This is a genomic window from Agromyces italicus DSM 16388, assembly GCF_000421545.1.
Classification (GTDB): Bacteria; Actinomycetota; Actinomycetes; order Actinomycetales; family Microbacteriaceae; genus Agromyces; species Agromyces italicus.
Genome location: NZ_ATXF01000004.1, coordinates 361,043 through 387,986, shown reverse-complemented (window position 1 = coordinate 387,986; position 26,944 = coordinate 361,043). Strand labels below are relative to the sequence as shown.

25 protein-coding genes and 1 tRNA gene are annotated in these 26,944 nt (G+C 68.4%); 8 read left to right on the top strand and 18 right to left on the bottom strand.

The features are described 5' to 3' along the window. Positions 1-320: 320 nt before the first annotated feature. From H516_RS17765 to H516_RS22610, 3 genes are all read left to right on the top strand, one after another. Entirely contained in the window at positions 321-809 is a 489-nt protein-coding gene (locus tag H516_RS17765) for a single-stranded DNA-binding protein (protein WP_022888093.1), read from the top strand. A gap of 54 nt (positions 810-863) precedes the next feature. After that, positions 864-1,415, top strand: coding sequence for a hypothetical protein (locus H516_RS17760; protein WP_022888092.1), 552 nt, complete (start codon positions 864-866; stop codon positions 1,413-1,415). Between the two features lie 127 nt (positions 1,416-1,542). Then, positions 1,543-1,710: a hypothetical protein gene (locus tag H516_RS22610; protein ID WP_245561692.1), complete on the top strand. Its 168-nt coding sequence runs from the start codon at positions 1,543-1,545 to the stop codon at positions 1,708-1,710. A gap of 71 nt (positions 1,711-1,781) precedes the next feature. On the opposite strand, the gene H516_RS22605 is transcribed toward H516_RS22610, so the two are convergent. Next, the gene (locus tag H516_RS22605) at positions 1,782-2,030 is read right to left on the bottom strand and encodes a nuclease-related domain-containing protein (protein ID WP_245561710.1); all 249 of its coding nucleotides are present in this window, start codon (positions 2,028-2,030) and stop codon (positions 1,782-1,784) included. A gap of 216 nt (positions 2,031-2,246) precedes the next feature. On the opposite strand from H516_RS22605, the gene H516_RS0102190 reads away from it, so the two are divergent. Genes H516_RS0102190 through H516_RS17750 form a run of 3 tightly spaced genes read left to right on the top strand, consistent with a single transcriptional unit; the run spans position 2,247 to position 8,353 of the window. Beyond that, positions 2,247-3,455 (top strand): DUF6361 family protein, encoded by a 1,209-nt coding sequence (locus H516_RS0102190; protein WP_026378312.1) that lies wholly within the window; start codon positions 2,247-2,249, stop codon positions 3,453-3,455. Further along, positions 3,430-5,235 (top strand): phospholipase D family protein, encoded by a 1,806-nt coding sequence (locus H516_RS0102185; protein ID WP_022888090.1) that lies wholly within the window; start codon positions 3,430-3,432, stop codon positions 5,233-5,235. The genes H516_RS0102190 and H516_RS0102185 overlap by 26 nt, the downstream gene beginning before the upstream one ends. After that, positions 5,228-8,353: a DEAD/DEAH box helicase gene (locus H516_RS17750; RefSeq protein WP_022888089.1), complete on the top strand. Its 3,126-nt coding sequence runs from the start codon at positions 5,228-5,230 to the stop codon at positions 8,351-8,353. Before H516_RS0102185 ends, H516_RS17750 begins: the two co-directional genes overlap by 8 nt. 72 nt (positions 8,354-8,425) lie before the next feature. Here H516_RS17750 and H516_RS0102175 read toward each other — a convergent pair whose 3' ends face one another. The 12 genes from H516_RS0102175 to rplU form a co-directional block, all read right to left on the bottom strand. Continuing rightward, a complete protein-coding gene (locus tag H516_RS0102175; protein ID WP_084620186.1) occupies positions 8,426-9,646 on the bottom strand; it encodes a tyrosine-type recombinase/integrase in 1,221 nt (406 codons plus the stop codon). A 45-nt stretch (positions 9,647-9,691) separates the two neighbouring features. Further along, on the bottom strand, positions 9,692-9,919 hold the full coding sequence (locus H516_RS17745) for a helix-turn-helix transcriptional regulator (protein WP_022888087.1): 228 nt from the start codon (positions 9,917-9,919) through the stop codon (positions 9,692-9,694). Between the two features lie 176 nt (positions 9,920-10,095). Beyond that, positions 10,096-10,171 (bottom strand) — tRNA-Ala (locus H516_RS0102165). Between the two features lie 103 nt (positions 10,172-10,274). Continuing rightward, the gene (gene rsfS / locus H516_RS0102160) at positions 10,275-10,637 is read right to left on the bottom strand and encodes a ribosome silencing factor (protein WP_022888086.1); all 363 of its coding nucleotides are present in this window, start codon (positions 10,635-10,637) and stop codon (positions 10,275-10,277) included. Positions 10,638-10,676: 39 nt separating this feature from the next. Then, positions 10,677-11,906, bottom strand: coding sequence for a hypothetical protein (locus H516_RS21960; protein WP_157432110.1), 1,230 nt, complete (start codon positions 11,904-11,906; stop codon positions 10,677-10,679). Continuing rightward, on the bottom strand, positions 11,903-12,592 hold the full coding sequence (nadD, locus tag H516_RS0102150) for a nicotinate-nucleotide adenylyltransferase (protein WP_084620183.1): 690 nt from the start codon (positions 12,590-12,592) through the stop codon (positions 11,903-11,905). The genes H516_RS21960 and nadD overlap by 4 nt, the downstream gene beginning before the upstream one ends. Beyond that, positions 12,519-12,737: a hypothetical protein gene (locus H516_RS0102145; protein ID WP_022888083.1), complete on the bottom strand. Its 219-nt coding sequence runs from the start codon at positions 12,735-12,737 to the stop codon at positions 12,519-12,521. The genes nadD and H516_RS0102145 overlap by 74 nt, the downstream gene beginning before the upstream one ends. Positions 12,738-12,807: 70 nt before the next feature. Next, on the bottom strand, positions 12,808-14,076 hold the full coding sequence (locus H516_RS0102140) for a glutamate-5-semialdehyde dehydrogenase (RefSeq protein ID WP_022888082.1): 1,269 nt from the start codon (positions 14,074-14,076) through the stop codon (positions 12,808-12,810). Positions 14,077-14,125: 49 nt separating this feature from the next. Further along, positions 14,126-14,917 (bottom strand): glutamate 5-kinase, encoded by a 792-nt coding sequence (gene proB / locus H516_RS0102135; RefSeq protein ID WP_022888081.1) that lies wholly within the window; start codon positions 14,915-14,917, stop codon positions 14,126-14,128. Further along, the gene (gene obgE, locus H516_RS0102130; protein WP_022888080.1) at positions 14,914-16,488 is read right to left on the bottom strand and encodes a GTPase ObgE; all 1,575 of its coding nucleotides are present in this window, start codon (positions 16,486-16,488) and stop codon (positions 14,914-14,916) included. Before obgE ends, proB begins: the two co-directional genes overlap by 4 nt. Positions 16,489-16,596: 108 nt before the next feature. Then, positions 16,597-16,854 carry a 50S ribosomal protein L27 gene (gene rpmA, locus H516_RS0102125; protein ID WP_022888079.1) on the bottom strand — a complete coding sequence of 86 codons (258 nt, stop codon included), beginning with the start codon at positions 16,852-16,854 and terminating at the stop codon, positions 16,597-16,599. Between the two features lie 28 nt (positions 16,855-16,882). Beyond that, positions 16,883-17,191 carry a 50S ribosomal protein L21 gene (gene rplU, locus H516_RS0102120; RefSeq protein ID WP_022888078.1) on the bottom strand — a complete coding sequence of 103 codons (309 nt, stop codon included), beginning with the start codon at positions 17,189-17,191 and terminating at the stop codon, positions 16,883-16,885. 317 nt (positions 17,192-17,508) lie between these two features. On the opposite strand from rplU, the gene H516_RS0102115 reads away from it, so the two are divergent. Beyond that, a complete protein-coding gene (locus H516_RS0102115; protein WP_022888077.1) occupies positions 17,509-17,796 on the top strand; it encodes a DUF4031 domain-containing protein in 288 nt (95 codons plus the stop codon). On the opposite strand, the gene H516_RS17740 is transcribed toward H516_RS0102115, so the two are convergent. Then, positions 17,788-20,355 (bottom strand): Rne/Rng family ribonuclease, encoded by a 2,568-nt coding sequence (locus H516_RS17740; RefSeq protein ID WP_084620180.1) that lies wholly within the window; start codon positions 20,353-20,355, stop codon positions 17,788-17,790. The two genes, H516_RS0102115 and H516_RS17740, sit on opposite strands and share 9 nt — an antisense overlap. A 271-nt stretch (positions 20,356-20,626) precedes the next feature. Here H516_RS17740 and H516_RS0102105 point away from each other — a divergent pair, with 271 nt between their 5' ends. Next, complete coding sequence (locus H516_RS0102105) at positions 20,627-21,247, top strand: vitamin K epoxide reductase family protein (RefSeq protein WP_022888075.1); 621 nt, start codon at positions 20,627-20,629, stop codon at positions 21,245-21,247. 104 nt (positions 21,248-21,351) lie between these two features. Here the strand turns inward: H516_RS0102105 and ndk are convergent, their stop codons facing one another. The 4 genes from ndk to ileS are packed head-to-tail and all read right to left on the bottom strand — an operon-like array spanning position 21,352 to position 26,856. Further along, positions 21,352-21,774: a nucleoside-diphosphate kinase gene (gene ndk, locus H516_RS0102100; RefSeq protein WP_026378307.1), complete on the bottom strand. Its 423-nt coding sequence runs from the start codon at positions 21,772-21,774 to the stop codon at positions 21,352-21,354. Continuing rightward, positions 21,771-22,175, bottom strand: coding sequence for a DUF4233 domain-containing protein (locus H516_RS17735; protein ID WP_022888073.1), 405 nt, complete (start codon positions 22,173-22,175; stop codon positions 21,771-21,773). The genes ndk and H516_RS17735 overlap by 4 nt, the downstream gene beginning before the upstream one ends. Then, positions 22,172-23,548 carry a bifunctional folylpolyglutamate synthase/dihydrofolate synthase gene (locus tag H516_RS0102090; RefSeq protein WP_022888072.1) on the bottom strand — a complete coding sequence of 459 codons (1,377 nt, stop codon included), beginning with the start codon at positions 23,546-23,548 and terminating at the stop codon, positions 22,172-22,174. The genes H516_RS17735 and H516_RS0102090 overlap by 4 nt, the downstream gene beginning before the upstream one ends. Continuing rightward, on the bottom strand, positions 23,545-26,856 hold the full coding sequence (gene ileS, locus H516_RS0102085; protein ID WP_022888071.1) for an isoleucine--tRNA ligase: 3,312 nt from the start codon (positions 26,854-26,856) through the stop codon (positions 23,545-23,547). The genes H516_RS0102090 and ileS overlap by 4 nt, the downstream gene beginning before the upstream one ends. Positions 26,857-26,944 lie beyond the last annotated feature (88 nt).

Genomic DNA, 26,944 nt, shown 5'->3' with positions numbered 1-26,944 from the left:
TGACGACTGCCGAGGTCCGACACACCGGCCCCCGCGCAGAGGCTCGTGAACCGATTCCAATCACCGCATCCGTCAGGTATCGGGTGATCTACGAGGAACCACGAAGGGTGGAAGGCGAGGCGGTGGCCTGGACCCGTGGCGCAGTGCTCGTGAAGTACCCCGACCCAACGACGAGGCAGGATCGCTTCGTCTGGGTGTACGCCAATGCCGTAGTTCGACGAACGAACCGCGAGCAGGCGCGACCGCCACGCGGGAGCGCCCGGCGCACCTGATGGTGAGCGCGGATCATCGATTCGCCCAGCACAGGAAGGCACAGTCCCATGGCTCTGCACACCCAGCAATCGATCTCCGGGTTCATCGCAACTGAACCCCAAACTTCTATGACCGAGCGCGGCGAGACCCGCTTCTACGCTCGCATCGGCCAGCCCCGATTCCGCCGCGAAGACGACGGCACGTTCACCGAACTCGCCCCCACCTTCCACGACCTCGTCGCCTATCGCGCCACCGCCGACCGCGCCATGACCCGATTCGCAAAAGGCGACAGCTTCGTCGCCGAAGGCTACGTCCGCACCTTCCAAGTCGAACGCGACGGCGAGATCACCGACCGCGAAGAGTTCGTGGCCAAGAAACTCGGCCACGATCTCGCCCGCACTGAATACGACGTCGACCGCTCCCGCCGACACACCGCAGCGATCCAGACGGATGCCACGGCCAACGGCCCCGACGTCGCTCGCGCCGAACGCGAGGAGGCGCGCGTGCCTCGTGCTGATGCTCCCGCGCCGGCCGTATCCGCCGTCCTCGAACTGTGAACCGACGTGCCTGGCACATCCGCAAGTGACGACGCTGCCACCGAACAGGAACACTTGCTCGGCGGCAGCGCCTTCAGCAGTGCCACGTTCGACGACAACGCCTTCGACGACCTCGAAGCGCCGCTGCTCGCCGAGCTCCCACATCCGATCAACTGGAACCTGCTCACCGCCGAACAAGCCGAAACCGCATGGATCGAGCTGAACCGCTGGGTCAACTGGCTCCGCCGAACCTATGGTCTCCCGGCCTCGATCATCCCGCCGCTCTGGCATCGCCACCCCGAACTCGTCTGGGAGCTCTCGGCGCTCCACCTCCACTGGCTCAGCGCCTACGACCCCGACCAACACGGCTCAGCACCCTTCGGATGGCACCGAGACTTCGCCGACGCGCGCACCCGCCTCCACGACTGGGTCACCACCTCCGGCACCCGCCTCGACCGCGACCGCCCCACCCGCCAAACCGCTTGGCCAGGTGAAGCTCCGCCTGACGCCGTCGAAGAAGTCGAGATCACGAACAGAGACGACGACTTCATCGAGTTCGTGGTCGCCGACGTCGAGCGTCGACGCGAGTCCGAACAGCAATCGATGTCAGAGCCGAGACCTACCTGAGCGTGAGCGCGCTCTCGTCTCAGGTCGCGCTCGGGAAGTGACCTGCCAGCACCTCGGCCACCCGCGAGACCTCGATGTCACCGCAAGCTCTGACGATTCGATCCGCGAGCTTCCGAGGCCAGAGCGCGTGAACACCCTGAACGATGAAGGACCCGCCAAACAGCGGCCAGTCCGCCTGGACGAAGCACAACGCACCAGCCACCGGCACGCCGTCGACAACGGTTCGCACGAGCTCGATCTGCCGGTGCACGCCGACGACAAGCTTGGTCTGATCCCGACCGCCGACTCTGAGTGAATCCACTCTGGGACGCAGGAGTCCCCCCTCGACCCTCAGCTCAGGACGACCCCGATACCGCTTGGCGTCGATCACCCACACACACCACCAGGCGTCACGACAAGATGATCGATATTCGCCCTCGAGCCTGGAATCCGCCGGTCATGCAGCACCCGAATGTGTTCGGAGGCGATCGCGTCCAATCTCGCCCCGACGACCTCCTCGCCGGCCGCGCCGACGCTCCACGCGTGCGTGCTCTGCCGCCAGCGCGACCGCGATCCCGCCGAATCGTCCCCATCGCTGACGAATGCGCGCCTCGTCCTTCGCACTTCGGCGCTCATACTCTTGGCGCGCGGACTCGCCGGCTCCGCCTTGCGTGCCATTCACCGTGCACATCCCTCAGTTGTTCTAATCGAGCAACTCTCGCAGGTTGCCGAGCTGACACCGATGGCGGCGGCCACCCCAAATCAGGGGCCGCTGACACCACCGTGCAGTACAGCCGTGCAGTACATGTCCTAATCGCGACGACTGTCTGTCCCTCGCGCTACCGTGAGGGTGTGCCCTCAACGATCGCCTGGCTGGATGCCGATACCGCTGACCAGGCGCGAATGCGGGACATCATCAAGTTGTTCACGGATCGCGATAGCCGCGACGAGCTTGGACTCGGGCAAGTACGCGATGTCATCTCTGACGGATTGTTCCCGGGCACGACGGTTCTGCTGACGCGCGCGCGGTACTTGCTGTTCGTACCGTGGTGCTTCCAGCTCGCCGAGGGCAAGTCTGACGCGGCGTCGGTCGCTGACAAGCAGGAGCGACAACTGATCTCGACGCTGCGCAAGTCAGGGAGCGACGATCTCAGCGGTCTCCTTGGCGCGCGTGTCGGCCAAGCACTGCAGACGCTCCCTTCGACGATCTACTGGGGAACGATGCGCCGCTACGGCATCGTCCGCGACGAGTACGCCTGGAAGTCCGATGTGTTCGCGTCAGGAGCCCGCGTTGAGGATGGCGACGATGAGGGTGCGCGCAAGCGCATGTCGGCGTGGTCGCACTCGATCCCTCCGATTCCGCCGGAGTTCCCGTACCGGATCGACGACGCGTTCGCCCTCTCCCGGGAGGAAGCCGGGTGGCTGCGTGAGCGGGTGTTGGAGCATGCTCCCGGAACGGTGATGTCCCACCTCATGCACCATGCACCGGTGAAGGAGAGCCGGAGTCCATGGGCCGACCCGGCTGCGCAGAGCATCGAGGGTGAGGCGGCAGTCCTCCTGCGGAACGCCGAAGCATTCTCGACCGCGATGCACGGCGCCGCGCTGCTCTACAACCTCCAGCTGGCCGAGGAACACGAACGCGTCGTCCCCGAAGACCGGCGCAGGTTCACCGCCCCCGTGGACCAGTACCGGCGTGAACTGGCCGAATGGGCGGATCGGGTCGAGCAGGCACGCATCGATCAGTGGGACATCGGAGATCTGTGGCGATGGGTGTACGGCACAGCGAAGGGTACGATCGCGCCGGGGTCAGAGCGCTTCATCTCCGAATGGGTGTCTCACATCCAGGGCGTCGACCCCCGCGTGATCGCTGACGACACGGTGGCACGCGATCTCGTCCGCGAGCGGGAGCGTCGGCAGAAGCGAGCGCTTGCGCGCCTCGGAAACCCGAAGCGGCTCAGCGCGTGGTCCGGTGCCGCTGGCGCCGGTGCGCTCACCTTCCGCTGGGCCACAGTGCGCGACATCGCCCTCGACATCCATGCCGGACTGGGCCGCGATGCTTGAGCCGCAAACGCGGGCCGCGCTCACGGACATGCTTCATCCGCCGACGGGGTTCACGCTCTCGCACGCCGTCGCGACAACCTTCACCCTCGATCTGGACACGGCGCTGACGATTCCGCTGTCGTTCGCGGCGCAACGCATGACCGCGAGCGACGATCCCATCGGCATCCTCGACGCCGTGCGTCGAGCCGCGGCGAAGGTCGACATCTTCGCTCAGGCTGGACAGGTCGGCATCGAGATCCCACCGAGCGCGCTCGTGGCCTTCTTGGAACCGATGGTGCACCCCGTCGAGGTGAAGAAGGGGATCTTCCACCCGAAGGTCTGGTTCCTCGAATACGAGCGCGAGGACGAGCGCGCATATCGGTTCGTCTGCGCGAGCCGCAATCTCACCGGCGACCGAAGCTGGGACGTCGTGATCTCGCTCGATGGAGCATCTGCTCTGCCATCGGAACGAGCCGCCGCGCGAAAGGTCAACGAACCCCTTGTGCGCCTGCTCCGCTCCCTGCCGGGCATGGCTGTTCGCGCGTTGCCTAGTGGTCGGCGCGCCCGTATCGAGGCGTTGGCGTCGAGCATCCGTGACGTCGTCTGGACTCCGCCGCCGGGAATGCGGGATCTCTCGTTCCACGTTTGGGGCGTAGGAGAACGCCCACAGCCAGAGTTCTGGGGAGTCCGGGGGCTGTTCATTTCCCCGTTCCTCACCGACGCTGGTCTCATCGAACTCAAGAAGGGCGCCTACGGCGATGCGTACCTCGTCTCTCGCGGAACGAGCATCGACGCACTCGCACCGGCCACGCTCGACAAGAAGCTGCGTCAGACATACGTCCTGGATGACGCTGTCGACTTCGAAGCCGAGGACGACAGATCGCCATCACGGCGACCGGTCCTGCGGGGGCTCCACGCGAAGACCTACGTATACGACCGCCAGGATGGTGCGCACGTGTTCTTGGGATCGTTGAACGCCACCGGGCCGGCACTTCACGAGAACGTCGAAGTCATGGTCGAAGCCGTCGGAAAGATCAAGACGTTCGGTGTGGAGAAGACACTGGAAGGTCTCAAGGAGTTTCTGCAGGAGTTTGAGTACACGGGTGACGTCGCGGAGACGGAGAACGAGAAGGCGGATCGCGACCTCTCAGCGGTGTTGCGGCGAGTCGCGACTGTACACCTTCATGCCAGCGTGGTCCAGGGCGAGTCCTACGAGCTTCACGTCTGGCGCGAGGGAGACGCCACGCTTCCCCCGGATGTGGAGTTGTCGTGGCATCCCATCACGAGAGCAGGGCTCGCCATCCCAGGCCTTCCTGGGCAGTCGGGCGACCCGTCGATTGTCGGTCGTTTGGGGCTCACGGACATCACGCCATTCATCATCGTGACGGCACGGGATGCCCGTGGTGAGCGGTTCGCCCAACGGACGGTCGTGCTCGCCGAGCTTCACGACGACCCTGCTGACCGTCGCGACGCGGTGATCGCAGCGCATCTCACCGACCGGGCGGCCTTCATGCGCTTCCTCGTGCTCCTGCTGGAGCTCGGCGGCTTCTCGTTCCCTGGCACCGGAGGCGGTGGCAGCTGGCACCCGATCGCTGCGGGGAGCACACACACCGCTGGCCTCTTCGAAGCGCTCATGCGCGCCGTCGGCCCCGACCGAACCGGACTCGAAGACGTGCAGCGAGTCATCGACCACATTGGCAAGCAACCCCATGGCACCTCCGTCCTGCCGGAAGGATTCGACTCGCTCTGGGCCTCGATCTGGGCGGCGCAGCAGACGATGAAGGGCGAGCACGATGGCTGACGTGGATGTGGCTGGGGTGCTGCGCGGACTCAAGGGCTTCCAGCGCGACGCGGTCGATCACCTGATCGCTCAGTTCTACCCCGAGGATGAAGCTCCATCCTCGCGCCGGTTCCTCATCGCCGACGAGACGGGACTGGGCAAGAGCATTGTTGCGCGCGGCGCAATCGCGCGAGCCATCGAGAAGCTCGAAACTGATGCGAGCATCGATCGCATCGACATCGTCTACGTCTGCTCGAACCAGGACCTCGCTCAGCAGAACCTGCGACGGCTCAACGTCACCGGCGAACGCGAACTCCCCTTGGCGACGCGACTGACCCTCCTCGCGACCGTCCTGCCGCGCCTGTCAGCGCCGCCAAACGGAGGCGGAAAGAAGGTCAATCTGATCTCGTTCACGCCCGCAACCTCGGGGATGACCGGCGGTGGTTGGCGCACCGGACAATGGGAGGAACGAGCCCTACTTTGCATCCTCCTGAGGCCGCTGGTCGCCACGAACGTGGACGAGTGGGACGCGCTCGTCGACTTGATGAAGGTGACGAAGGGCATCGAGAGATTTCGCGGCGGGGTGAACGACCTCGGCCGCCGAATGGGTGGCGCCGTCGACCCCGCGATCCAGGGCGCATTCGATGAGCTGATCCGCGAGGGCGCCGCCACCGCCGATGACAGCGCTTCGCTGCTTGGGCGGATGCGTGTGCTCGTGCACGAGCGCGCCGCTGGAGAGCACGTGCATGGGGATCGCGTCGGATCCCTCATCGGTCATCTTCGCCAGGCTCTCGCGAAGGCGAGCGTGAACGCGCTCGAGCCGGATCTCGTCATTCTCGACGAGTTCCAGAAGTTCCGTGAGCTGCTCGCCGACCCCGACACCAGCGAAGCCGCCGAACTGGCCCACGCCATGTTCAGCCACGAGAGCGCCCGGGTGCTCCTGCTGTCGGCGACCCCGTACTCTCCGTTTACGCGAGCCGACGACGCAGAGGACGACCACTACAAGGAGTTTCTCGACACGGTCCGATTCTTGGCCGGGTGGCAGGAAACCCCAGTGCGCCGCATCCGCGATGCGCTGGAGGCCTATCGGTCGGCGTTGATTCTCGGTGATGATGCCCACGCCGCAGCGGAGGCTGTGCGACAGGCGCTGCTTCCGTACATGACCAGGTCGGAGCGACCTCAACTCACGCACGGATTCGCGATCAGCGAACTCCCCGTCGGCGTACCCGAACCGGCCGACGTCGTCGACTTCGTCCACCTGCGCACCTTCGGGGACGAGATCGGTGCGCCCATCGACATCGAGTACTGGAAGTCCATCCCGTACTTCGCGAACTTCATGGACGGCTACAAACCCGGCGTGAAGGCGCGCGCGACCTTCGGCACACCCGAGGGACATCGCGCCGAAGGCCTTCTCGCGCAGACACGTTCAATCCGTCCTGCCGCGCTGGAGTCGTTCGACCCGGTCGACCCGGCCAACGGCTACCTCGCCGCACTGCAATCGCAGACGGTCGACGCTGGATGGTGGCGGATGCTGTGGATGCCACCCTCCATGCCGTATCTCCAGCCCGGACCGATCTTCTCCGGGATCGGCGACGTCACGAAACGCCTCGTCTTCTCGGCATGGTCCGGTGTGCCGACCTCGGTCGCCTCGCTGCTCTCCTACGAAGCAGACCGCAAGATAGCCGAAGCCTCAGACGGGTTCCTCACCGAAAACACGTCCGCAGCCCGACTCAAAGTCGCTGAGCGCTTCACCTACCGCACGAAGGCCGGCGAGGTCGGCGCGCTGTCCACCCTGGCGCTCTTCTGGCCGCACCCGACCTTGGCGCGGCAAGGCGACCCACTCGCCGTTGCCAGAGCGACCAGGCAACGCGTGTCCCTCGCCGATGCCGAGCGTCACGTCGAGCAGGGATTGCCTGAGGCCGTGGCGGACACCCGCGCATGGGACGCCTTCTTCTCCATCGGTGGGCTCCTGCCGCACGACGCCGACGCGCGCAGTTTGGTGCTGTCGGCCATCGGTGACGAGACGGGCGAAGACGCCAATAGCGAGATCCCGGATTCCGGGGTCCTGCGCCACGTCGACGAAGCACTGCGACGGTTTGCCGCGTCGCCCAGCGAGGTCGGGCATCCAGACCTCGCCCGACTTGCCCTGCACGCTCCAGGCAACATCGCGTACCGGGCGATTGAGCGCATCGCGGGTACGAACGCGACTCCCGCAGGGATCTGGGTCGCTGCCTTCGCGCTCGCTGATGGCCTGCGCCGACTCTTCGACCGCATCGAAAGCGTCGCTACCATCGTCGGCATCTACGGCGACCGCGCCGAGCAGCCTTACTGGTCGTCGGTTCTCTCATACTGCGCGGACGGCAACCTACAAGCAGTCCTCGACGAGTACGTCTTCCAGCTCCTCAGCGATCTCGGCGGCGTCGACATCGGTGACGCCGAACTCCTGAACACCGCCCGGCACGCGTCCGAAGTACTGCGCCTTCGTCCGGCGCGCTACCTCGGCCACGACACCACCAGCGACCGCGCGCCGATCCCGTTCCACGCTCGATTCGCTCTGCGCTACGGCGCCCGATTCGGCGACAACGCCGAGATCCGTGACGGAGCCGTTCGCGCCGCGTTCAACAGCCCGTTCGCGCCATTCGTGCTCGTGTCGACGAGCGTCGGCCAGGAGGGCATCGATTTCCATTGGTGGTGCCACGCGGTCGTCCATTGGAACCTCCCACGCAACCCCGTCGATTTCGAGCAGCGCGAGGGACGCGTCAATCGCTTCGCTGGCCACGCCATCCGCCGGAACGTCGCAGACGCACACTGGGACGACGTACTCGCCGCCGGCGACGGCGACCCGTGGAAGGCTGCGTTCAACGCCGCCTCATCGTCAGATGCCGTGGAAAAGTACGGCGAGTTCGCTCCGTGGTGGGTGTACCCGGGCACCGCACAGGTGGAGCGCATCCTCGCGAGATACCCGCTCAGCCGCGATCAGGACCGATACGAGCGACTGCGTGACGACCTCGCCCTCTACCGGCTCACCCTCGGGCAACCGCGACAGGAAGACATGGTCGAACTGCTCCGCAAACGCGGCGTCGACGGCAACCACGCACCGACTATCGACCTGCACCCACCACGTTCGTCAGAGCGCTGAGCTCGCAAGCTGCACGAGACAACGCCCGAACCGACATGCAGCTTGCCGCAGCCCAGACAAGAACGCAGACGATTACTGCCCCCAGCGCCGACTGTCGATGCTGACCACAGCACCTGCCTCGTGTCGAGGGCGCTGGAGCTGCCCGAGCACCATCGAGGTATCGGGCGCCTGCACAGCGCGCTTCGCGTAGTACTGCTCGGTGACGCGAGAACGTTTGTGGCCGGCGAACTGCGCGGCCCCTTCAATGCCCAGCGCGTCAGCGACAACGGTCACTGCCGATTTGCGGAGCGCGTGCGGCACGAGCTCCTCGTCGAGGTGGGCCCATTCCCGCACCCGTCGCAACGATCGATGGACATCCTGGGTGCCGTTCGGCGCTCCGGTCCGCGTGTGAAAGACGAACTCATTTCCCCCTGACGCAAGCCGGCGACGCCGGAGCATGGGAACGAGCTCCACTGGCACCGAAATGCACCGCCAGCCCGACTCCGACTTGAGATAGTCCTCGTAGTGCTTGGGCTGCCCCTTGGAGTCCAAGATCTTGCCTGCGATGGTGATGCTCGGCCGCTCCGACTCGAGGTCAACGAACTGCCACTTGAGTCCAACTGCCTCGCTCACTCGAGCACCAGTGGCCAAGATCAGATCGACCACATCACCGAGCAGATCCGACGGCCGCGGCCCCATCCGGTCGTCGCGGTTCTGGTAGTCGCGAATGATCGCGCGGAATTGTTCCAACTCCACGGCATCAGGGGCGTAGATCGGCTTCGGCCGTCGCTTGACACTCTTCACCTCCCGAGCAGGATTGGCCACCATGAGGTCGTTCATGACGGCGTATGAACAGATCTGGCTAATCAGTGCCTTGCAGGTATCCGCCTGTCGAGGCGTCTCCCGGTGGATGGACTTGTAGACCCGCAGGATCGTGCTCGCCTTGATCTCCCGAAGGGCGAGCTCTCCCATCAACGGCGCGATCTTCTTCTCGATCAGTCGCCGGTTCTCGTGCCGTGTCGTGTCGCGTTGATCGCCGGTGAACGCCACATGCTCCATATACTCGTGAGCGAGCTCGACGAAGAGCGAGTCAGGAGTCAGCCCGTCGCCCGTCGTGTGGGCGGCTTCGTATTCGTCGCCAACCGCTTCGATCAGCATCCGCCGTGCTCGAGCCTTGGAGGCCGCACGGATGCGGAGCTTGCCGTAGCTCCCATCGATGCGACGGAACTTGACGGTGCCGCGAATCCGTCCGTCTGGCAGGTCGTGGTACGAGATCTCCCCGTGTGAGCCTGGTTCCATTTTGGTGCGTGGCATTGCAATCGCCCTCTGTCTTCGCAGAGTAGGAGGCCATCACCGGGGTCACCGTCGGTCCGTTCTGGCCCGAAGCCAGGCCTGAACGTTTTCGCGGCTGTATCGCAGGTGCTTGCCGAGCTTGGTGGCCTTCGGGCCGGTTCCTTCGAGACGCCAGTGGTAGATCGTCTCTTTGGACAGCTGCAAGTACTGCGCCAGCTCATCGACGCTGAGGTAGTCCCCGAGCTCGTCGACGAACCGGGATGCCGGAACGGTGGGTTGGGTTGATGTGCTCATACTCCTCAGGAGTGCGCATCAAGCCGAAATGCCAGCCGTCTCAGGACTTCGCATGTGGATGCCTGTGACGGCCCGTCATCGTTTTGAAAAAGGCCCCAAAGAGGCCCCAAAGGCCCCTTTTCGGCCATTTTCAACGAAAGAACCCCTGACAAATCTTGCGATTCATCAGGGGTTTTTGGTGGATCTGAGGGGACTCGAACCCCTGACCCCCTGCATGCCATGCAGGTGCGCTACCAGCTGCGCCACAGACCCATTTCGTTGGCTTCACGCTCTCGCGGCCCAACGATTCGAGCTTACACCAGCCTTCCGACCGAAACGAAATCGAGCGAGTCTCAGCCGGCGAAGGCCGCCCCGATCAGGGGTTCGCCGCGAGGAGCGGCTCGACCGGCAGTGCCGGGCAGTCGTTCCAGAGGCGCTCGAGGCCGTAGTACATGCGCTCCTCCTGATGGAACACGTGCACGACGAGGTCGCCGAAGTCGAGCAGCACCCATCGCCCGCCGGCGTGGCCCTCGCGGCGCCCGGCGCGGCCGAGCGCCTCCTCGATTCCGTCGGCGATGGCGACGACGTTGCGCTCGGAGGTGCCGGTGACGAGCAGGAACACGTCGGCGAACGGGAGCGGGCGCGAGACATCCAGCGCGACCAGATCTTCGCCGCCCTTCGCGTCGGCCGCGCGAACCGCGCGTGCGAGGGAGTCGAGGGCCTGGGTGGAGGCGGTCATACGCTCATTTCCGGTGTGCGAGTGGTGGTGCGGGACCGGTCAGAACAGGCCGGTCATCGCTCCGATGACGAGGGTGCCGACGACACCGAGTGCGAGCACGCCCGCGGTGACGGCGAGAACGAGAGGCACGTTCATGCCCTCCTTCTTCGGCGGGGAGATCATGGTGCGCGCCGCGCCCTGCGTGCTGATCGCGCGGGTCGCCGCGACCGGGGCGACCCCGGTGCCCACGTCTTCGACCTGATGCTCGAAAAGGCGGTCGACGTCGGAGGAGTCGACTTGGCTCGGATGCACGCCGGTCGCGCCGTAGCTGCGGGGCAGGTCGATCGAGCCCGTCGCGAGCACCTCGCCGGGCTGGGAGAGCTGATTGCCGAACGCGCCCTGGTCGGGCAGCGACGGCAGGATGAGCGCGTTCGTCGTCGTCGGCACGCCGTGGCTCAGCGCGCCGCGCGAGAGCATCTGGTCGAACGGTTCGGCGCGGTCTTCTGCCGCGGGGACGTTGAGTTGCGACGTCCAGTGGCCGGGAGAGCCCGCGCTGACACCGGGAAGGTTCGGAACGCTCGCATCGACAAGAGGGTTCACGGCCGGCTGCGGCGTCGCCAGGGAAGCGGGCATCGCCTGCGGGAGCCGCTGTGGCTGTGCCGCTTGGGGCTGGTGCGGCGGCACGCCGTGCACGCCGGGAGCGCCGGGGGCAGCGGATGCGACTGCCGTCGGGGCGACCGGCTCGTCATCGAACTCGTCGTCGAAGTCGTCGAGCTGGGCGCCGTCGAGCATCGCCCGCAACTCGCGTCGCGTCAGCGTGCGCTCGGGGGCGGAGGGCATTGACGGCGACGGCGCCTGGGCTGCCGCAGGGACCGCAGGCTGCGACGGGGCCTCGGCCGCGGGCGGCGCCGAGGGCCGCGGGGCGAACGGGTTCTGCGGCGCCTGCGGAGGAACGGCGGTCAGCGGCGCCGCCTGACCGAATCCGCCGGCAGGCCGAGGTGGCGCGAAGCCCTGACCGGAGGCCGGGTACGCCGCGGGGATCTGCTGCTGCGGTGCCTGAGCCGGCGGCTGCGCAGGAAGCATCGGAGCTGCGACCGGCTGCGGGGCGACCGGCTGAGGCGCATACTGCGGCGGCGCCGCAGGTGCCGGCGCGGGGGGAGCTGCGTGCACGGGCGCGACGGCAGGAGGGGAGGCCTGATCAGGGGTCGCCGCACCGGCCTGCTGTTCCCGCAGGCGTTCGAGCTCGCGCAGCTCGCGGCGCGTGAGCTGCGGTTCGTTGGACGACGTCATTCGACACTCCGGTAGAGATGGTGCTTGGAGATGTACTGGACGACCCCATCGGGCACCAAGTACCACACCGGGAAACCCCGGCGCACCCTGCTCCGACAATCGGTCGACGAGATCGCAAGCGCCGGAACTTCAAGCAAGCTTACGTCTTGCTCCGGCAAACCAGTAACACTCAGCACATGTCCCGGACGACTCACAGCAACGAAGTGCGCAAGCTCCCAGAGCTCGTCGACGTCCTTCCACGAGAGGATCTGCGCGATTGCGTCGGCCCCCGTGATGAAGAACAGATCGGCATCGGGTCGTTCACGGCGGATGTCTCGCAGGGTGTCGATCGTGAAGGTGGCCTTCGGCCGGTCGATGTCGACGCGGCTCACGGTGAACCGCGGGTTCGACGCGGTCGCGATCACCGTCATCAGGTAGCGGTGCTCAGCCGTCGTGACGACCGACTTGTAGCTCGGCTGCCCGGTCGGCACGAAGACGACCTCATCGAGATCGAGCGACTGCGCGACCTCGCTCGCGGCCACGAGGTGGCCGTGATGGATGGGATCGAACGTGCCGCCCATGACCCCCACGCGGGGCCGGCGGCCCGAGCCCGTCACGGTGCGACCGCTCGCCTCAGTGGCCGTGCCCGTCTCCGGAGTGGCGGGCCGCGTAGGCCTCGGCCTTCGCCCGGTGACGGTTCGCGACATCGCGGTACGACGCGGTGACGATGCCGAGCGCGGCGAAGATGATCAGCGCGACGAGCCCGTACATCCAGGCCTCCATCGGAAGCTCCCGGGCGTGCACCGTCTCGGTGAGCACCGTGCCGGTCAACGCTGCGGTGGTGAGGCTCATTCGGCCGTTCCTTTCGAATCCTGCTGGTAACGCTCCCGACAGTCTAGCGAGAACGGGAGTCACGACGGGCTCAGGCGCGCACGTGGCCGGCGCCGCGCACGATCCACTTGGTGCTCGTGAGCTGCGGCAGGCCCATAGGCCCGCGTGCGTGCAGCTTCTGGGTCGAGATGCCGACCTCCGCGCCGAAGCCGAACTCCGAGCCGTCGGTGAACCGCGTCGAGGCGTTCACCATGACCGCGGCGGCGTCGACCTCGTTGAGGAAGCGCTCGGCGTTGCCGAGGTCGTTCGTGACGATCGCCTCGGTGTGCTTGGTCGAGTAGCGGCGGATGTGCGCGAGCGCCTCGTCGAGCGAGTCGACGATGCCGACCGAGATGTCGAGGCTCATGTGCTCGGTCGCCCAGTCCTCGTCGGTGACGGGCAACGCCTCGGGCCGCAGGGCGCGCACACGTTCGTCGGCGTGCACGGTGACGCCGGATGCCTCGAGCCGGTCGATCACCGACGGCAGCAGTCGCTCGGCGGAGGCCCGGTGCACCAGCAGCGTCTCGAGCGCGTTGCAGACGCTCGGCCGCTGCACCTTCGCGTTGTGCACGAGCTCGACCGCCCACTGCTCGGGCGCACTCTCGTCGAGGAACATGTGCACGACGCCGGCCCCCGTCTCGATGACGGGCACCCGCGCCTCGTCGACGACCGCGCGAATGAGTCCGGCGCTCCCCCGAGGGATCAGCACGTCGACGTACTCACGGGCCTGCATCAGGTGACGGGCACCGGCGCGGCCGAAGTCGTCGACGGTCTGCACCGCGTCGCCGGGAAGACCGGCCAGCTCGAGGGCGTCGCGCAGCACGCCGACGAGCACCTGATTGGTCTGCTCGGCGGCGCTGCCGCCGCGGAGCACCACGGCGTTGCCGCTCTTCAGCGAGAGCACCGCGATGTCGATCGTGACGTTCGGGCGCGCCTCGTAGATCGCGCCGACGACGCCGAGCGGCACCCGCACCTGGTCGATACGCACCCCGCTCGGCAGCGAGCGGCCGCTCACCGTCTCGCCGATCGGGTCGGTGAGGGCGATCACCTCGAGCACAGCATCGGCGAGCGACTCGACCCGGCGCACGTCGAGGGTCAGCCGATCGAGAAGTCCGTCGGAGAGGCCGTTCGCACGGCCGGCCTCGAGGTCGCGCGCGTTCGCCGCGACCACCTCGTCGGCGCGCTCCCGCAGGAGCGCCGAGACCTGCTCGAGCGCGACATCCTTCTCGGCGGTGGAGGCGCGGGCGAGCAGGTACGAGGCCGCCTTCGCAGCGGCGAAGCGCTCATCGAGCACGGCGAGGTCGAGGTCGGGATGCTCCATGGCACCAGCCTAGGCGAGGGGCGGTGCCCCGCTCACCGTGTGACGAACGTCAGCCGGCAGCGGGAGCCGGGTCGAACCAGGTGCCGATCTCGACCCCGGCGAGGGCCTCGGCGACGAGCGGCGTCGCGGTGATGAGCACGGCGGCGCCCGCGTCGGCGGCGATGCGAGCGGCGGAGACCTTCGTCTCCGCTCCCCCGGTGCCGACTCCGGCGCGGCCGACCGAACCGATCTCGACGCCGGCGAGCACGTCGCCGTGCGGGACGTGCGCTATCCGCACGGCACCCTCGAGGTGCGGCGGCTTGGTGTAGAGGGCATCGACGTCGGAGAGCAGCACGAGCAGATCGGCCCCGATGAGCTCGGCGACGAGGGCCGCGAGACGGTCGTTGTCGCCGAAGCGGATCTCGTGGGTCGCGACGGTGTCGTTCTCGTTCACGATGGGCAGGATGCGCAGTGCGAGCAGACGATCCATCGCCCGCTGCGCATTGTGGCGCGGGGTCTCGTTCTCGAGGTCGGTCGCGGTGAGGAGCACCTGTCCCGCGATGATGTCGAATCGGTCGAGCGCGTCCTGATAGCGCACGACCAGCAGGTTCTGGCCGACCGAGGCAGCGGCCTGCTGCGTGGCGAGGTCGCTGGGTCGCGAGTCGAGACGCAGGTAGGGCATGCCGGTCGCGATCGCCCCGGATGACACGAGCACGACCTCGACGCCGCGGGCGTGCGCGGCGGCCAGCGCCTCGACGAGCGATGCGATCTGGCCGGCGTTCTCGCCGCTGATCGACGAGGAGCCGACCTTCACGACGATGCGCCGTGCCGAGGCGATCTCGGCGCGCGTGCGTACGGTCACCGCTCGCCCTCGTCGCCCGAGCCCGCCTCCGAGCCGGTCTCGACGACGTCGCCGACGGTGTCGGCATCGCCGTCGCCGTCGGCCCAGAGACCCGCCTCGCGCTCGCGCTCGAGCTCGGCACGCGCCTCGGCCTTCGCGTCCATGCGCTCGTGGTAGTCGCTCTTGCGCTCGGCACGGGTCGCACGACGGTTGTCGTCGAGGCGCACATCGGTGCCGCGCGGTGCGGTGATGAGCTCGGCCGTCGAGGTGAGCGTCGGCTCCCAGTCGAAGACGACGCCCTGCCCCTTGCCGATGACGACGGTGGAGCCGGCGACGGCGCCGGCGCGAACGAGTTGGTCTTCGACGCCGAGCTTCGCGAGGCGGTCGGCGAGGAAGCCGACGGCCTCGTCGTTCGCGAAGTCGGTCTGCTGCACCCACCGCTCGGGCTTCTTGCCGAGCACGCGGTAGAGCGTGCCGTAGCTGCCACCCTCGGCTCGCACGGTGAATTCGACCTGGTCGACCGCCTTCGGGCGGATGACGATGCGCTCGGGCGCCGGCGCTGCGGCGGCGGCGATGCGGGCGTGGTCGACGAGCTCGCCGAGGGCGAAGCCGAGCTGGCGCAGCCCCTCGTGGCTCACCGTCGAGATCTCGAACACGCGGTAGCCCCGCGCTTCGAGGTCGGGCCGCACGAACTCGGCCAGCTCGCGCGCCTCGGGCACGTCGATCTTGTTCAGCGCGACGATCTGCGGGCGCTCGAGCAGCGGAACCTGCCCCTCGGGCACCGGGTAGGCGCCGAGTTCGGCGAGGATGACATCGAGGTCGCTGAGCGGGTCACGACCGGGCTCGAGCGTGGCGCAGTCGAGGACGTGCAGCAGCGCCGAGCAGCGCTCGACGTGGCGGAGGAACTCGAGGCCGAGCCCCTTGCCCTCGCTCGCGCCCTCGATGAGGCCCGGCACGTCGGCGACCGTATAGCGGTGGTCGCCCGCCTGCACGACGCCGAGGTTCGGATGAAGCGTCGTGAACGGGTAATCGGCGATCTTCGGCCGTGCCGCGGAGAGCGCGGCGATGAGGCTCGACTTGCCGGCGCTCGGATACCCGACGAGGGCGACGTCGGCGATGCTCTTCAGCTCGAGGGTGATCTGCACCTCGTCGCCGTCGGTGCCGAGCAGCGCGAAGCCGGGCGCCTTGCGCTTCGTCGTCGCGAGGGCCGCGTTGCCGAGGCCGCCGAGGCCGCCGGAGGCCGCGACGTAGCGGAGTCCGGGCTCGGCGAGGTCGGCGAGTTCATTGCCGTCTTCGTCCTTCACGACGGTGCCGACTGGCACCGGAAGTTCGAGCGACTCGCCGAGGGCGCCCGAACGGTTGTCGCCCTGGCCGGGCTGCCCGTTCGCCGAGGATCGGTGGGGGCGACCGTGGTAGGCGAGGAGAGTGGTGACCTGCGGGTCGGCGACCAGCACGATGTCGCCGCCGTGACCGCCGTTGCCGCCGTCGGGGCCCGCGAGCGGCTTGAACTTCTCGCGGCGCACCGACACGCACCCGTTGCCACCGTGCCCGGCGCGCAGGAACAGCGTCACCTCGTCGACGAAGCTGACCATTCCGTACCCCTTCTCAGCGATGAAACACGTGAGGGCGAGCCGAAGCCCGCCCTCACACGATTTGTAGGTTGAGGAGCCCGCGCAGCGGGCGTCTCGAAACCCGGTCGACTATTCGCCGACCGCCACGATGTTGACGACCTTGCGGCCGCCCTTGTTGCCGAACTGCACCGCGCCGGCCTCGAGCGCGAAGAGCGTGTCGTCGCCACCGCGACCGACGCCCGCACCCGGGTGGAAGTGGGTGCCGCGCTGGCGGACGAGGATCTCGCCGGCGCTGACGACCTGGCCGCCGAAGCGCTTTACGCCGAGGCGCTGCGCGTTCGAGTCACGACCGTTGCGAGTGGAGCTCGCTCCCTTTTTGTGTGCCATGTCTGATTCTCCTTCGAGGCGCCGCGGGCTACTTGATGCCGGTGATCTTGACGCGCGTGAGCTCCTGACGGTGGCCCTGGCGCTTCTTGTAGCCGGTCTTGTTCTTGAACTTCTGGATCACGATCTTGGGGCCGCGGAGGTCGTTCAGGACCTCGGCGGTGACGGTGACCTTGGCAAGCGACTTGGCGTCGGAGGTGATCTTCTCACCGTCGACGAGGAGCACCGGGATGAGCTGGACGTTGCCGTCCTTGTCAGCCGCGATCCGGTCCATCGTCACGATGGTGCCGACTTCGACCTTCTCCTGCCGACCGCCGGCGCGCACTACTGCGTAAACCACTACTCGTACCTATCTCTGGGGAACCCTGGGGTTCCGACTGTCTGATGGGATTGTCACTGCGCGGTCGCCCCAGCGGGAAGAAGGGTGGTGACTGCCAGAAAACACTGTGCAGGTTGAACTGCGTGCAGAATCGACTGCGAATCGGCGCGCACCGTGATAAGCGGCGGCACCAACGGACGAGTTTACCGGATGACTCGAATGCGGTCAAACGGGCGCCACCGGCGCGTCGCAGTGCTCCCCCGCGTACGATCCCGGTATGACCGAGCTCCTCGCCCCGCCTGTTCGGCGAGGTCGACGAGCGCGAAGCGGAGGCTGACGTGATACTGATCGACACGCCGCTCTGGCCGAAGCACGGCACCGTGTGGGCCCACCTCGTGAGCGACGCCTCGATCGATGAGTTGCACGCCTTCGCGCGCCGCGCCGAGCTGCCGCCGCGATCGTTCGACCTCGACCACTACGACGTGCCGGTCGAGCGCTACGACGACCTGGTCGCCGCCGGAGCGCTCCCGGTCGAACCCCGCGAGCTCGTCGTGCGGCTCGCGAGGAGCGGCCTGCGGGTCACGCCGCGCGAGCGGCGCGCCCGCAGGCGCCGAACCTCACTCTGAACGGTCGGATGCCTCGTCGCCAGCGGCCTCGTCGGCCCGGGTGATGACGGGCGGGGCTCCGCCGGTGCTGAGCGCCGCGGTCGAGACGCGGCGGCTGCGGGAGCGCCCCTCACCGGCCTTCTTCGGGGCCGGCAGCGCATCGAGCACCGAGTCGAGGAGCACCTCGGCCTCGGCTGCATGGACCGGCCGCTTGCGGTCGACGGCGGGTGCGGGCAGCTCCAGGATCGGCGCCGCTTCGGCCTCGGGAGCGGACTTCGCTGCGACCTCGGTCTCGGCCGTGGTGCCGGTCGACGCCGATGCGGGCTCGTCGCCGGCCGCGCCTGCCTCCGGGGTGCCCTGCTCCTGCGACACCCGACGGTGGCGACCGCGGCGGCGGCCGGCGGTCGGCGCGACGGCCGCGACCCCGGCGGTCGGCGGCTCGGCGGCGGGCCCGGCGTCGTCGCCCTTCGGCTCGGCGTGCGGGATGGTCGAGGCCGCGATCTGCGCGAGGGCGTGCTTCACGTCGTCGGTGATCGCGTGGGTGCCGGTGTGCGGGGCGCTCGCCGCCGCGGGCTGCGCGGCCTGCTGCTGCTGACCGCCGCCGTTCGAGCTGCCGCTGCCGCCGCGGCTGCGACGACGCTCGGGCTGCTGCTGCGGGGCGCGGTGCTTCATCACGGGCTCGTGGTGCACGATGATGCCGCGCCCGGCGCACACCTCGCAGGGCTCGCTGAACGACTCGAGGAGCCCGAGGCCGAGCTTCTTCCGCGTCATCTGCACAAGGCCGAGCGAGGTGACCTCGGCGACCTGGTGCTTGGTGCGGTCGCGCGAGAGGCACTCGACGAGTCGGCGAAGCACGAGGTCGCGGTTCGACTCGAGCACCATGTCGATGAAGTCGACGACGATGATGCCGCCGATGTCGCGCAGGCGCAGCTGACGCACGATCTCTTCGGCGGCCTCGAGGTTGTTCTTCGTGACCGTCTCTTCGAGGTTGCCGCCGGAGCCGACGAACTTGCCCGTGTTGACGTCGACGACCGTCATCGCCTCGGTGCGGTCGATGACGAGCGAGCCGCCGGAGGGCAGCCACACCTTGCGGTCGAGCGCCTTCTCGATCTGCTCCGAGATGCGGAACTCGTCGAAGGAGTCGCGCTCACCCGCGTACGCCTCGACGCGCTCGAGGAGGTCGGGGGCGACGGCGCGGAGGTAACGCTCGATGGTCTGGCGCGCCTCGTCGCCCTCGATGACCATCTTCTGGAAGTCCTCGTTGAAGACGTCGCGGACGATCTTGATGAGCAGGTCGGGCTCGGAGTGCAGTAGCGCGGGGGCCTGCACCTTCTCGAGGGTCTTCGAGATGTCGGCCCACTGCGCGATGAGGCGGTTGACGTCGAGCGTCAGCTGCTCTTCGGTCGCACCCTCGGCGGCGGTGCGCACGATGACGCCCTGGTTCTCGGGCAGCACCTCTTTGAGGATCTTCTTGAGGCGTGCGCGCTCGGTGTCGGGGAGCTTCCGGCTGATGCCGTTCATCGACCCGTTCGGCACGTACACGAGGTAACGACCTGGCAGGGAGATCTGGCTCGTCAGACGGGCGCCCTTGTGACCGACCGGGTCTTTCGTGACCTGTACGAGCACGCGGTCGCCGGGCTTCAGCGCGAGCTCGATGCGGCGCGGCTGGTTCTTCTCGCCGTTCTCGGCTGCGGCCTCCCAGTCGACCTCGCCCGAGTAGAGCACGGCGTTGCGGCCTCGGCCGATGTCGACGAACGCGGCCTCCATCGAGGGCAGTACGTTCTGCACGCGCCCGAGGTAGACATTGCCGATGAGCGAGGCGTCTTGGTTGCGGGCCACGTAGTGCTCGACGAGCACGCCGTCTTCGAGCACGCCGATCTGGATGCGCCCGCCCTTCTCACGGACGACCATCGAACGGTCGACCGATTCACGGCGGGCGAGGAACTCGGCCTCGGTGATCACCGCGCGGCGCCGGCCGGCGTCGCGGCCGTCCCGGCGGCGCTGCTTCTTGGCCTCGAGACGCGTCGAGCCCTTGACCTTCTGCGGCTCGGTGATGAGCTCGACCTCGCGGGGCTTGCGCACCTTCACGACGTTGTTCGCGGGCTCGTCGCCCGACGGGCGCCCCTCCTCGCCCGAACGACGCCGCGTGCGGCGGCGCACGCTCGATGCCTCGTCACTCGCCCGCTCGTCGCGCTCGGAGCGCTCGTCGCGCTCGGGCACGGCGAACACCGGCGGGGCGTGGAAGATGAGCGAGGTCGTCGTCAGCGCGGCGGGGATCGGGGAGACCGCCGTCTCGCTCGCCGGCTCGGCCTCCGCAGCGACCTCGACCACCGCCTCCGACGTCTCGGGAGCAGCCGCCGGGATGGCGGTCGCCGCGGACGCCACGGGCTCCGGGGTCGCCGCCGGCATCGCGGCCGGCGTGACCTCCGCGACCTCGGGCTCGACGACCGGCGTCATCGCGTCGACTGCCGGCGGGGCCGCTTTGCCGCGGCCCCTGCGGGAGCCAAACAGGCCGCCGCGTCGCTTCGCGCCACCCCTCGAATCGGGTTCGTTCGTGTTCTTCTCGTTGCCTTCCACCATCTCTGGTGCACTCCTACGCCGGTCCCGACGGCCGCGCCGTCGTCCCGTTACTCATCTGGAGCGGTTCCACCGTGTGCGGAACCGCCGAACCTTCACTACTGCGATCGGCGGGTGCCTGGATCGCCACGTCTTGCGGGTGTCTCCCGCCCACTCGGATGCGGTGCATCCTCAAAGCCTTCGTTGGCGCCGTACCGGGCGCGGCCCGGACGACTCCTTCGATTATCGCATGGTCTCACAGCGCAGCGGGGAACCGGCATGCCATAATCCGAGCATGCCCGACTCCCCTCGTGCCTCGCGCCCTGTCGCGTCGGCGATCTTCCTCATCGTCGCAGGGGCGCTCGGCCTCCTCGCCGCGTTCGAACTGTCGGTCGAGAAGGTCCTCACACTGTCCGACCCGGCCCATGTGCCGAACTGCAATGTGGGCGTGCTCGTCGGGTGCAGCACGAACCTCGAGTCGTGGCAGGGCGCCGTGTTCGGGTTCCCGAACCCGTTCCTCGGCCTCATGGCCTGGCCCGTCGTCATCACGATCGGCGTGGCGATCCTCGCCGGCGCGACGTTCTCGCGCTGGTTCTGGGTGGGCTTCAACGTCGGCGTGGCCGGTGCGCTGGTGTTCGTCGGATGGCTCATCTACCAGAGCATCTACGTGCTCGACGTGCTCTGCCCCTGGTGCATGCTGACCTGGGCGGTCACGATCCCGACCTTCTGGGTCGTGACGCTGCACAACCTCCGCGCGGGCAATATTCCGGCATCGGCACGCATCCGTCGCCTCGCGACCGGCTGGTTCACCTGGATCCCGCTCATCACGCTCGTCTGCTACGCGATCGTCATCTTCTTGGCGCAGCTGCAGATGAACGCCATCCCTCGCGTCATGATCGATCTCCAGGGCCTCTGACGATCGGTGGTCGAGTAGCGACGAAGGAGCGTATCGAGACCGCCTCGCCGGGTCTCGATACGCGTGCTCCGTCGTCGCGCGCTACTCGACCAGCGTCGAACGGCTCAGGCGAACCAGAGTGCGAGTTCGCGCTCGGCCGACTCGGCCGAGTCGGAGCCGTGCACCAGGTTCTGCTGCACCTTCAGGCCCCAGTCGCGGCCGAAGTCGCCGCGGATGGTGCCGGGGGCGGCGGTCGTCGGGTCGGTCGTTCCGGCGAGCACACGGAACCCCTCGATCACACGGTTGCCGGCGACGCGCATGGCCACCACGGGCCCCGACTGCATGAACTCGACGAGCGGCTCGTAGAAGGGCTTGCCCTCGTGCTCGGCGTAGTGCTTCGCCAGCAGCTCGCGGTCGGCCTGCACGAGGCGGATGTCGACGAGCGAGTAACCCTTCGCCTCGATGCGGCGGAGGATCTCGCCGGTGAGGTTGCGGGCGACCCCGTCGGGCTTCACGATCACCAGGGTCTCTTCGATCGCAGTGGTCATTGCTGTTCCTTTCCTGGCGCGACGACCGCCGCGCGTTCTCGGTCGATTCGGCTGCCGACGACCATGCAGTACCACCACATGCCGCCGAAGAGGGCCCCGACGACGAACATCGCCGGGTTGAGGAAACCTGACGCGACGATGAGCACCTGCAATGTCCAACCGAGCACGTAGGCCCACTCGAATCGCAGCAGGCCCATCGTCGCGATCAGGCCGAGGATGATCACGCCGCCCGCGGCGAGGGCGACCCACGACGGCAGCGCCTGCTCGGTACCGCCCTGCGCGAGGCCCCAGATCACGAGGGCGGCGAGGAAGACGACGATCGTCTCGAAGGCGAGCACGATCGAGGCGAGACTCCGCCGGACTGAGCGCAGCGATGCTGCCGGAGCAGGCGCGTCGCTCATGCCATACCCCACTCTCGGTCCTCGGCGATCGCCATCGCCTCGCCGACGAGCACGATCGAGCCCGTCACGAGCACGGCGCGCTTCGGCGCCTCGGCGGCCCAGGTGCGGGCTTCCTCGAGGGCGTCGTCGAGCCGTTCCACGAGGAGGGTGCGCTTCATGCCGACGCGTTCGGTGACGATCGCCTCGAGAGCCGAGGCGGGCAGCGCCCGCTCCGTGTCGGGGGCGGTGACGAGCATCGGGCCGTCGAGCTCGGCGAGCGTGTCGATGATGCCGGCGGCGTCCTTGTCGTCGACGACGCCGACGACGATCGCGAACTCGTCGAAGTCGAAGAACTCGTCGAGCGCCGACACGAGCGCGCGGGCCCCGTGCGGATTGTGGGCCGCGTCGACGAGGACGGTCGGCTCGATGCCGACGAGCTGGAGTCGCCCGGGCGACGTCGCCTCGGCGAGCCCCCGCTCGACGACCTCGTCGGCCAGCCGCACCGAACCGCCGCCGATGAAGGCCTCGACGGCCGCGATCGCGACGGCCGCGTTCTCGGCCTGATGCGCCCCGAACAGCGGGAGGAAGAGCTCGCGGTACTCCCCCGCCAGCCCGCGGATCGACACGAGCTGCCCGCCGACGGCGACGGTGCGGCTGATGACCGCGAAGGCGTCGTCCTCGACGGCGAGCGTCGACTCGGTGAGTTCGGTGGCCTCCTCGAGCACCGCCAGCGCGGCGTCGGGCTGCCGGGCGGTGACGACCGCCGCGGCCGGCTTGATGATGCCCGACTTGGTGCGCGCGATCGCCTCGACGGTCGAGCCGAGCCTGGCCTGGTGGTCGAGCGCGATCGGCGTGAAGACGGCGACCTGGCCGTCGGCGACGTTCGTCGAGTCCCACTCGCCGCCCATGCCGACCTCGAGCACCACGACATCGACGGGGGCGTCGGCGAAGCACGCGAACGCGAGCACCGTCAGCGCCTCGAAGAAGGTGAGCGGCGATTCCCCGGCCTGCTCGAGCTCGGCGTCGACGATCGCGACGAACGGGAGGATCTCCTCCCAGTTGCGGGCGACCGCCTCGTCGGAGACCGACTCGCCGTCGATGCGGATGCGCTCGGTGAACCGCACGAGATGCGGACTCGTGAGCAGCCCGGTGCGGAGGCCGGAGGCCCGCAGCAGGCTCTCGATCATGCGGCTGGTCGACGTCTTGCCGTTCGTACCCGTGAGGTGGATCACGGGGGCGGCGCGGTGCGGGTCGCCGAGAAGCTCGACGGCGCGCCGGGTCGGCTCGAGACGCGGGCGGGGCGCCCCCTCGCCCACCCGCGCGACGAGCGCGGCGTAGACGGCATCGGCCGCGTCGGCGGCCTCGGTGGCGTCGTGGTGGTCGGCGTCGCTCATGCGCGCTCCAATCCGATGAGGAGTCGAGAATCGTCGCCGACGGGCTTCGCCGCGTCGGACTCGGCGGCGGTCGGTGACGCGACGACCTCGAGCGAGGTCGCGAGCGTCTCGCCCGCGATGAGGTCGCGGTGGGTCTCGGTCGCGGCCGCACCAGCCGCGTCGAGCGCGAGGCTGAGCACGATGCGATCGCCGACCTCGAGGCCGGCGGCCTTGCGCGCCTCCTGCACGGCCCGCACGACGTCGCGCGCGAGGCCCTCGGCCTCGAGCTCGGGGGTGGTCGCGGTGTCGAGCAGCACGAAGCCGCCGTCGGCGAGCAGGGCGAGCGCGCTCTCGCCGTCGCCCGTGCCGCCGGCCTCGAGCACGAGCTCGTACTCACCGGCTTCGAGGGCGATGCCGCCCGCGACGACCACGTCGCCTGCGACCGACCAGTCGCCGCTGCGCGCCGCCTGGATCGTCTGCTGCACCTGCCTGCCGAGGCGCGGGCCGGCGGCCCGCGCGTTGACGGTGAGCCGCTTGGTCACGCCGTAGCGCTCGGCGCTGTGCTCGTCGAGCGCAACGAGCTCGACCCGCTTGACGTTGAGCTCGTCGCGGAGAATCGCCTCGAACGGGGCGAGCGCCGAGGCATCCGCGCTCACGATCGTGAGCTTCGCGAGCGGCAGGCGCACCCGGCGGCCCGACTGCTTGCGCAGCGACAGTGCCGAGGAGCTGATCTCGCGGACGGCGTCCATCGCGGCGACGAGCGCCGGGTCGGCCGGGAACTCGGCCGCATCGGGCCAGTCGGTCAGGTGCACGCTCCGCCCGCCGGTGAGCCCGCGCCAGACCTTCTCGCTGACGAGCGGCAGCAGCGGCGCGGCGAGACGGGTGAGCGTCTCGAGCACGGTGTAGAGCGTGTCGAACGCCTCACGGCCGGCGCCGTCATCGGCGACGCCGCCCCAGAAGCGGTCGCGCGAACGGCGCACGTACCAGTTCGTCAGCACGTCGCCGAAGTCGCGCAGCTTCTGCGCTGCGAGCGGCGAGTCGAAGTCGTCGAGGTCGACGGTGACGGCCTCGACGAGATCGCGCAGCTTGGCGAGCAGGTAGCGGTCGAGCACGTCGGTCGATGCGGTCGAGCGGGATGCCTCGTAGCCGCCGTCTTTCGCGGTGTTGGCGTAGAGCGAGAAGAAGTACCAGGTGCTCCAGAGCGGCAGCATGAGCTGGCGCACGCCCTCGCGGATGCCCTCCTCGGTGACGACGAGGTTGCCGCCGCGCAGCACCGAGCTCGACATGAGGAACCAGCGCATCGCGTCGGAGCCGTCGCGGTCGAACACCTCGCTGACGTCGGGGTAGTTGCGCAGCGACTTCGACATCTTCTGCCCGTCGCTGCCGAGCACGATGCCGTGGCTCACGACGTTCGAGAAGGCGCGTCGGTCGAACAGCGCCGTCGAGAGCACGTGCATGACGTAGAACCAGCCGCGCGTCTGCCCGATGTACTCGACGATGAAGTCGGCCGGGTTGTGCGAGTCGAACCACTCGCGGTTCTCGAAGGGGTAGTGCACCTGCGCGAAGGGCATCGAGCCCGAGTCGAACCAGACGTCGAAGATGTCGGGGATGCGGCGCATCGTCGAGCGCCCCGTGGGGTCGTCGGGGTTCGGCCGGGTGAGGTCGTCGATGTACGGGCGGTGCAGGTCGGGCTCGCCGTTCGGCCCCACCGGCAGCCGGCCGAAGTCGCGCTCGAGCTCTTCGAGCGAGCCGTACACGTCGATGCGCGGGTGCTCGGGGTCGTCGCTCTTCCACACCGGGATCGGCGAACCCCAGTAGCGGTTGCGGCTGATCGACCAGTCGCGGGCGCCGGCGACCCACTTGCCGAACTGGCCGTCCTTCACGTTGTCGGGAACCCAGTTGATGTCTTGGTTGAGCTCGCCCATGCGGCCCTTGAACTCGGGCACCTTGATGAACCAGCTCGAGACGGCGCGGTAGATCAGCGGGTTGCGGCAGCGCCAGCAGTGCGGGTAGGAGTGTTCGTAGCTCGCCTGGCGGAGGAGTCGGCCCTCGGCCTTCAGCAGCTGGGTGAGCGGCTTGTTCGCGTCGCTCCAGAGGAGCCCCGCGACATCCGTGACAGCAGGGAGGAACCGGCCGCCCTCGTCGAGCGAGATGACGACCGGGATGCCGGCGGCCTCGCCGATCCTCTGGTCCTCCTCGCCGTAGGCGGGAGCCTGGTGCACGATGCCGGTGCCGTCTTCGGTCGTGACGTAGTCGGCCACGAGGATGCGCCAGGCGTTCTCGAGCCCGTACGCCTCGACGTCGGCGTAGTAGTCGAAGAGGCGGTCGTAGGTGACCCCGTCGAGCTCGGCGCCGCGAACGGTGCGCGACACGGCGGCGCGCGCCTCGTCGGCGGAGTCGTAGCCGAGCTCCTTGGCGTAGTTGCCGACGAGGTCGATCGCGAGCAAGTACTCGGCACCGAGCACCTCGGTGTCGCCCGCGACGCCGCCTGCGCCCTCGCGGAGCACCGTCGCATCGGGGGTGCCGTTCGGCCCGCCGGGCACGACCGCATACTCGATCTCTGGCCCCACGGCGAGCGCGAAGTTCGTGGGCAGCGTCCACGGCGTCGTCGTCCAGGCGAGGGCGCGCACGGCGGTGAGGCCGAGCGACTCGGCCTTCGCTCCCGTGAGCGGGAAAGTCACGGTGACCGTCTGGTCCTGACGCATCTTGTAGACGTCGTCGTCCATGCGCAGCTCGTGGTTCGAGAGCGGCGTCTGGTCGCGCCAGCAGTACGGCAGCACCCGGTAGCCCTCGTAGGCGAGTCCCTTGTCGTAGAGCGTCTTGAACGCCCAGATCACGCTCTCCATGAAGGTGACGTCGAGCGTCTTGTAGTCGTCGGCGAAGTCGACCCAGCGCGCCTGGCGCGTGACGTACTCCTCCCACTCCTTCGTGTAGCGCAGCACCGACTCGCGGGCGGCCTGGTTGAAGGCCGCGATGCCCATCTCCTCGATCTGGCTCTTGTCGGTGATGCCGAGCTGCCGCTCGGCCTCGAGCTCGGCGGGCAGGCCGTGCGTGTCCCAGCCGAAGCGACGGTGCACCTGGTGGCCGCGCATGGTCTGGTAGCGCGGGAACAGGTCTTTCGCGTACCCGGTGAGGAGGTGGCCGTAGTGCGGCAGGCCGTTGGCGAACGGCGGGCCGTCGTAGAAGACCCACTCGGGCGCGCCCTCCCGCTGGTCGATCGAGGCCTGGAAGGTCTCGTCGTTCAGCCAGAACTCGAGAACTTCGCGCTCGACGGCGGGGAAGTCGGGAGAGGGGGCGACACCGTGGTCGTCTGGGGTACGGGGGTACACGCTCGCTCCTTGTGGGACGGATGCTCTCACGAGGACGCCGGCTGCTCGATCGAGCCTCCGCCGCGGTACCACCTCGCTTGCCCCTCTG

Excerpts from the sequence above, each read along its gene's own strand:
- H516_RS0102145 (WP_022888083.1), bottom strand. The coding sequence starts at position 12,737 with ATGAGCCTCACCACCGCAGCGTTGACCGGCACGGTGCTCACCGAGACG.
- rpmA (WP_022888079.1), bottom strand. The coding sequence starts at position 16,854 with ATGGCACACAAAAAGGGAGCGAGCTCCACTCGCAACGGTCGTGACTCG.
- H516_RS17735 (WP_022888073.1), bottom strand. The coding sequence starts at position 22,175 with ATGAGCGACGCGCCTGCTCCGGCAGCATCGCTGCGCTCAGTCCGGCGG.
- H516_RS0102140 (WP_022888082.1), bottom strand. The coding sequence starts at position 14,076 with ATGGAGCATCCCGACCTCGACCTCGCCGTGCTCGATGAGCGCTTCGCC.
- H516_RS17765 (WP_022888093.1), top strand. The coding sequence starts at position 321 with ATGGCTCTGCACACCCAGCAATCGATCTCCGGGTTCATCGCAACTGAA.
- ndk (WP_026378307.1), bottom strand. The coding sequence starts at position 21,774 with ATGACCACTGCGATCGAAGAGACCCTGGTGATCGTGAAGCCCGACGGG.
- H516_RS0102090 (WP_022888072.1), bottom strand. The coding sequence starts at position 23,548 with ATGAGCGACGCCGACCACCACGACGCCACCGAGGCCGCCGACGCGGCC.
- H516_RS21960 (WP_157432110.1), bottom strand. The coding sequence starts at position 11,906 with ATGACGTCGTCCAACGAACCGCAGCTCACGCGCCGCGAGCTGCGCGAG.
- H516_RS17750 (WP_022888089.1), top strand. The coding sequence starts at position 5,228 with ATGGCTGACGTGGATGTGGCTGGGGTGCTGCGCGGACTCAAGGGCTTC.
- H516_RS17740 (WP_084620180.1), bottom strand. The coding sequence starts at position 20,355 with ATGGTGGAAGGCAACGAGAAGAACACGAACGAACCCGATTCGAGGGGT.
- obgE (WP_022888080.1), bottom strand. The coding sequence starts at position 16,488 with ATGGTCAGCTTCGTCGACGAGGTGACGCTGTTCCTGCGCGCCGGGCAC.
- H516_RS0102105 (WP_022888075.1), top strand. The coding sequence starts at position 20,627 with ATGCCCGACTCCCCTCGTGCCTCGCGCCCTGTCGCGTCGGCGATCTTC.
- H516_RS0102175 (WP_084620186.1), bottom strand. The coding sequence starts at position 9,646 with ATGCCACGCACCAAAATGGAACCAGGCTCACACGGGGAGATCTCGTAC.
- H516_RS0102185 (WP_022888090.1), top strand. The coding sequence starts at position 3,430 with ATGCCGGACTGGGCCGCGATGCTTGAGCCGCAAACGCGGGCCGCGCTC.
- rsfS (WP_022888086.1), bottom strand. The coding sequence starts at position 10,637 with ATGACCGCCTCCACCCAGGCCCTCGACTCCCTCGCACGCGCGGTTCGC.
- H516_RS22605 (WP_245561710.1), bottom strand. The coding sequence starts at position 2,030 with ATGAGCGCCGAAGTGCGAAGGACGAGGCGCGCATTCGTCAGCGATGGG.
- H516_RS17745 (WP_022888087.1), bottom strand. The coding sequence starts at position 9,919 with ATGAGCACATCAACCCAACCCACCGTTCCGGCATCCCGGTTCGTCGAC.
- nadD (WP_084620183.1), bottom strand. The coding sequence starts at position 12,592 with ATGTCGCGAACCGTCACCGGGCGAAGGCCGAGGCCTACGCGGCCCGCC.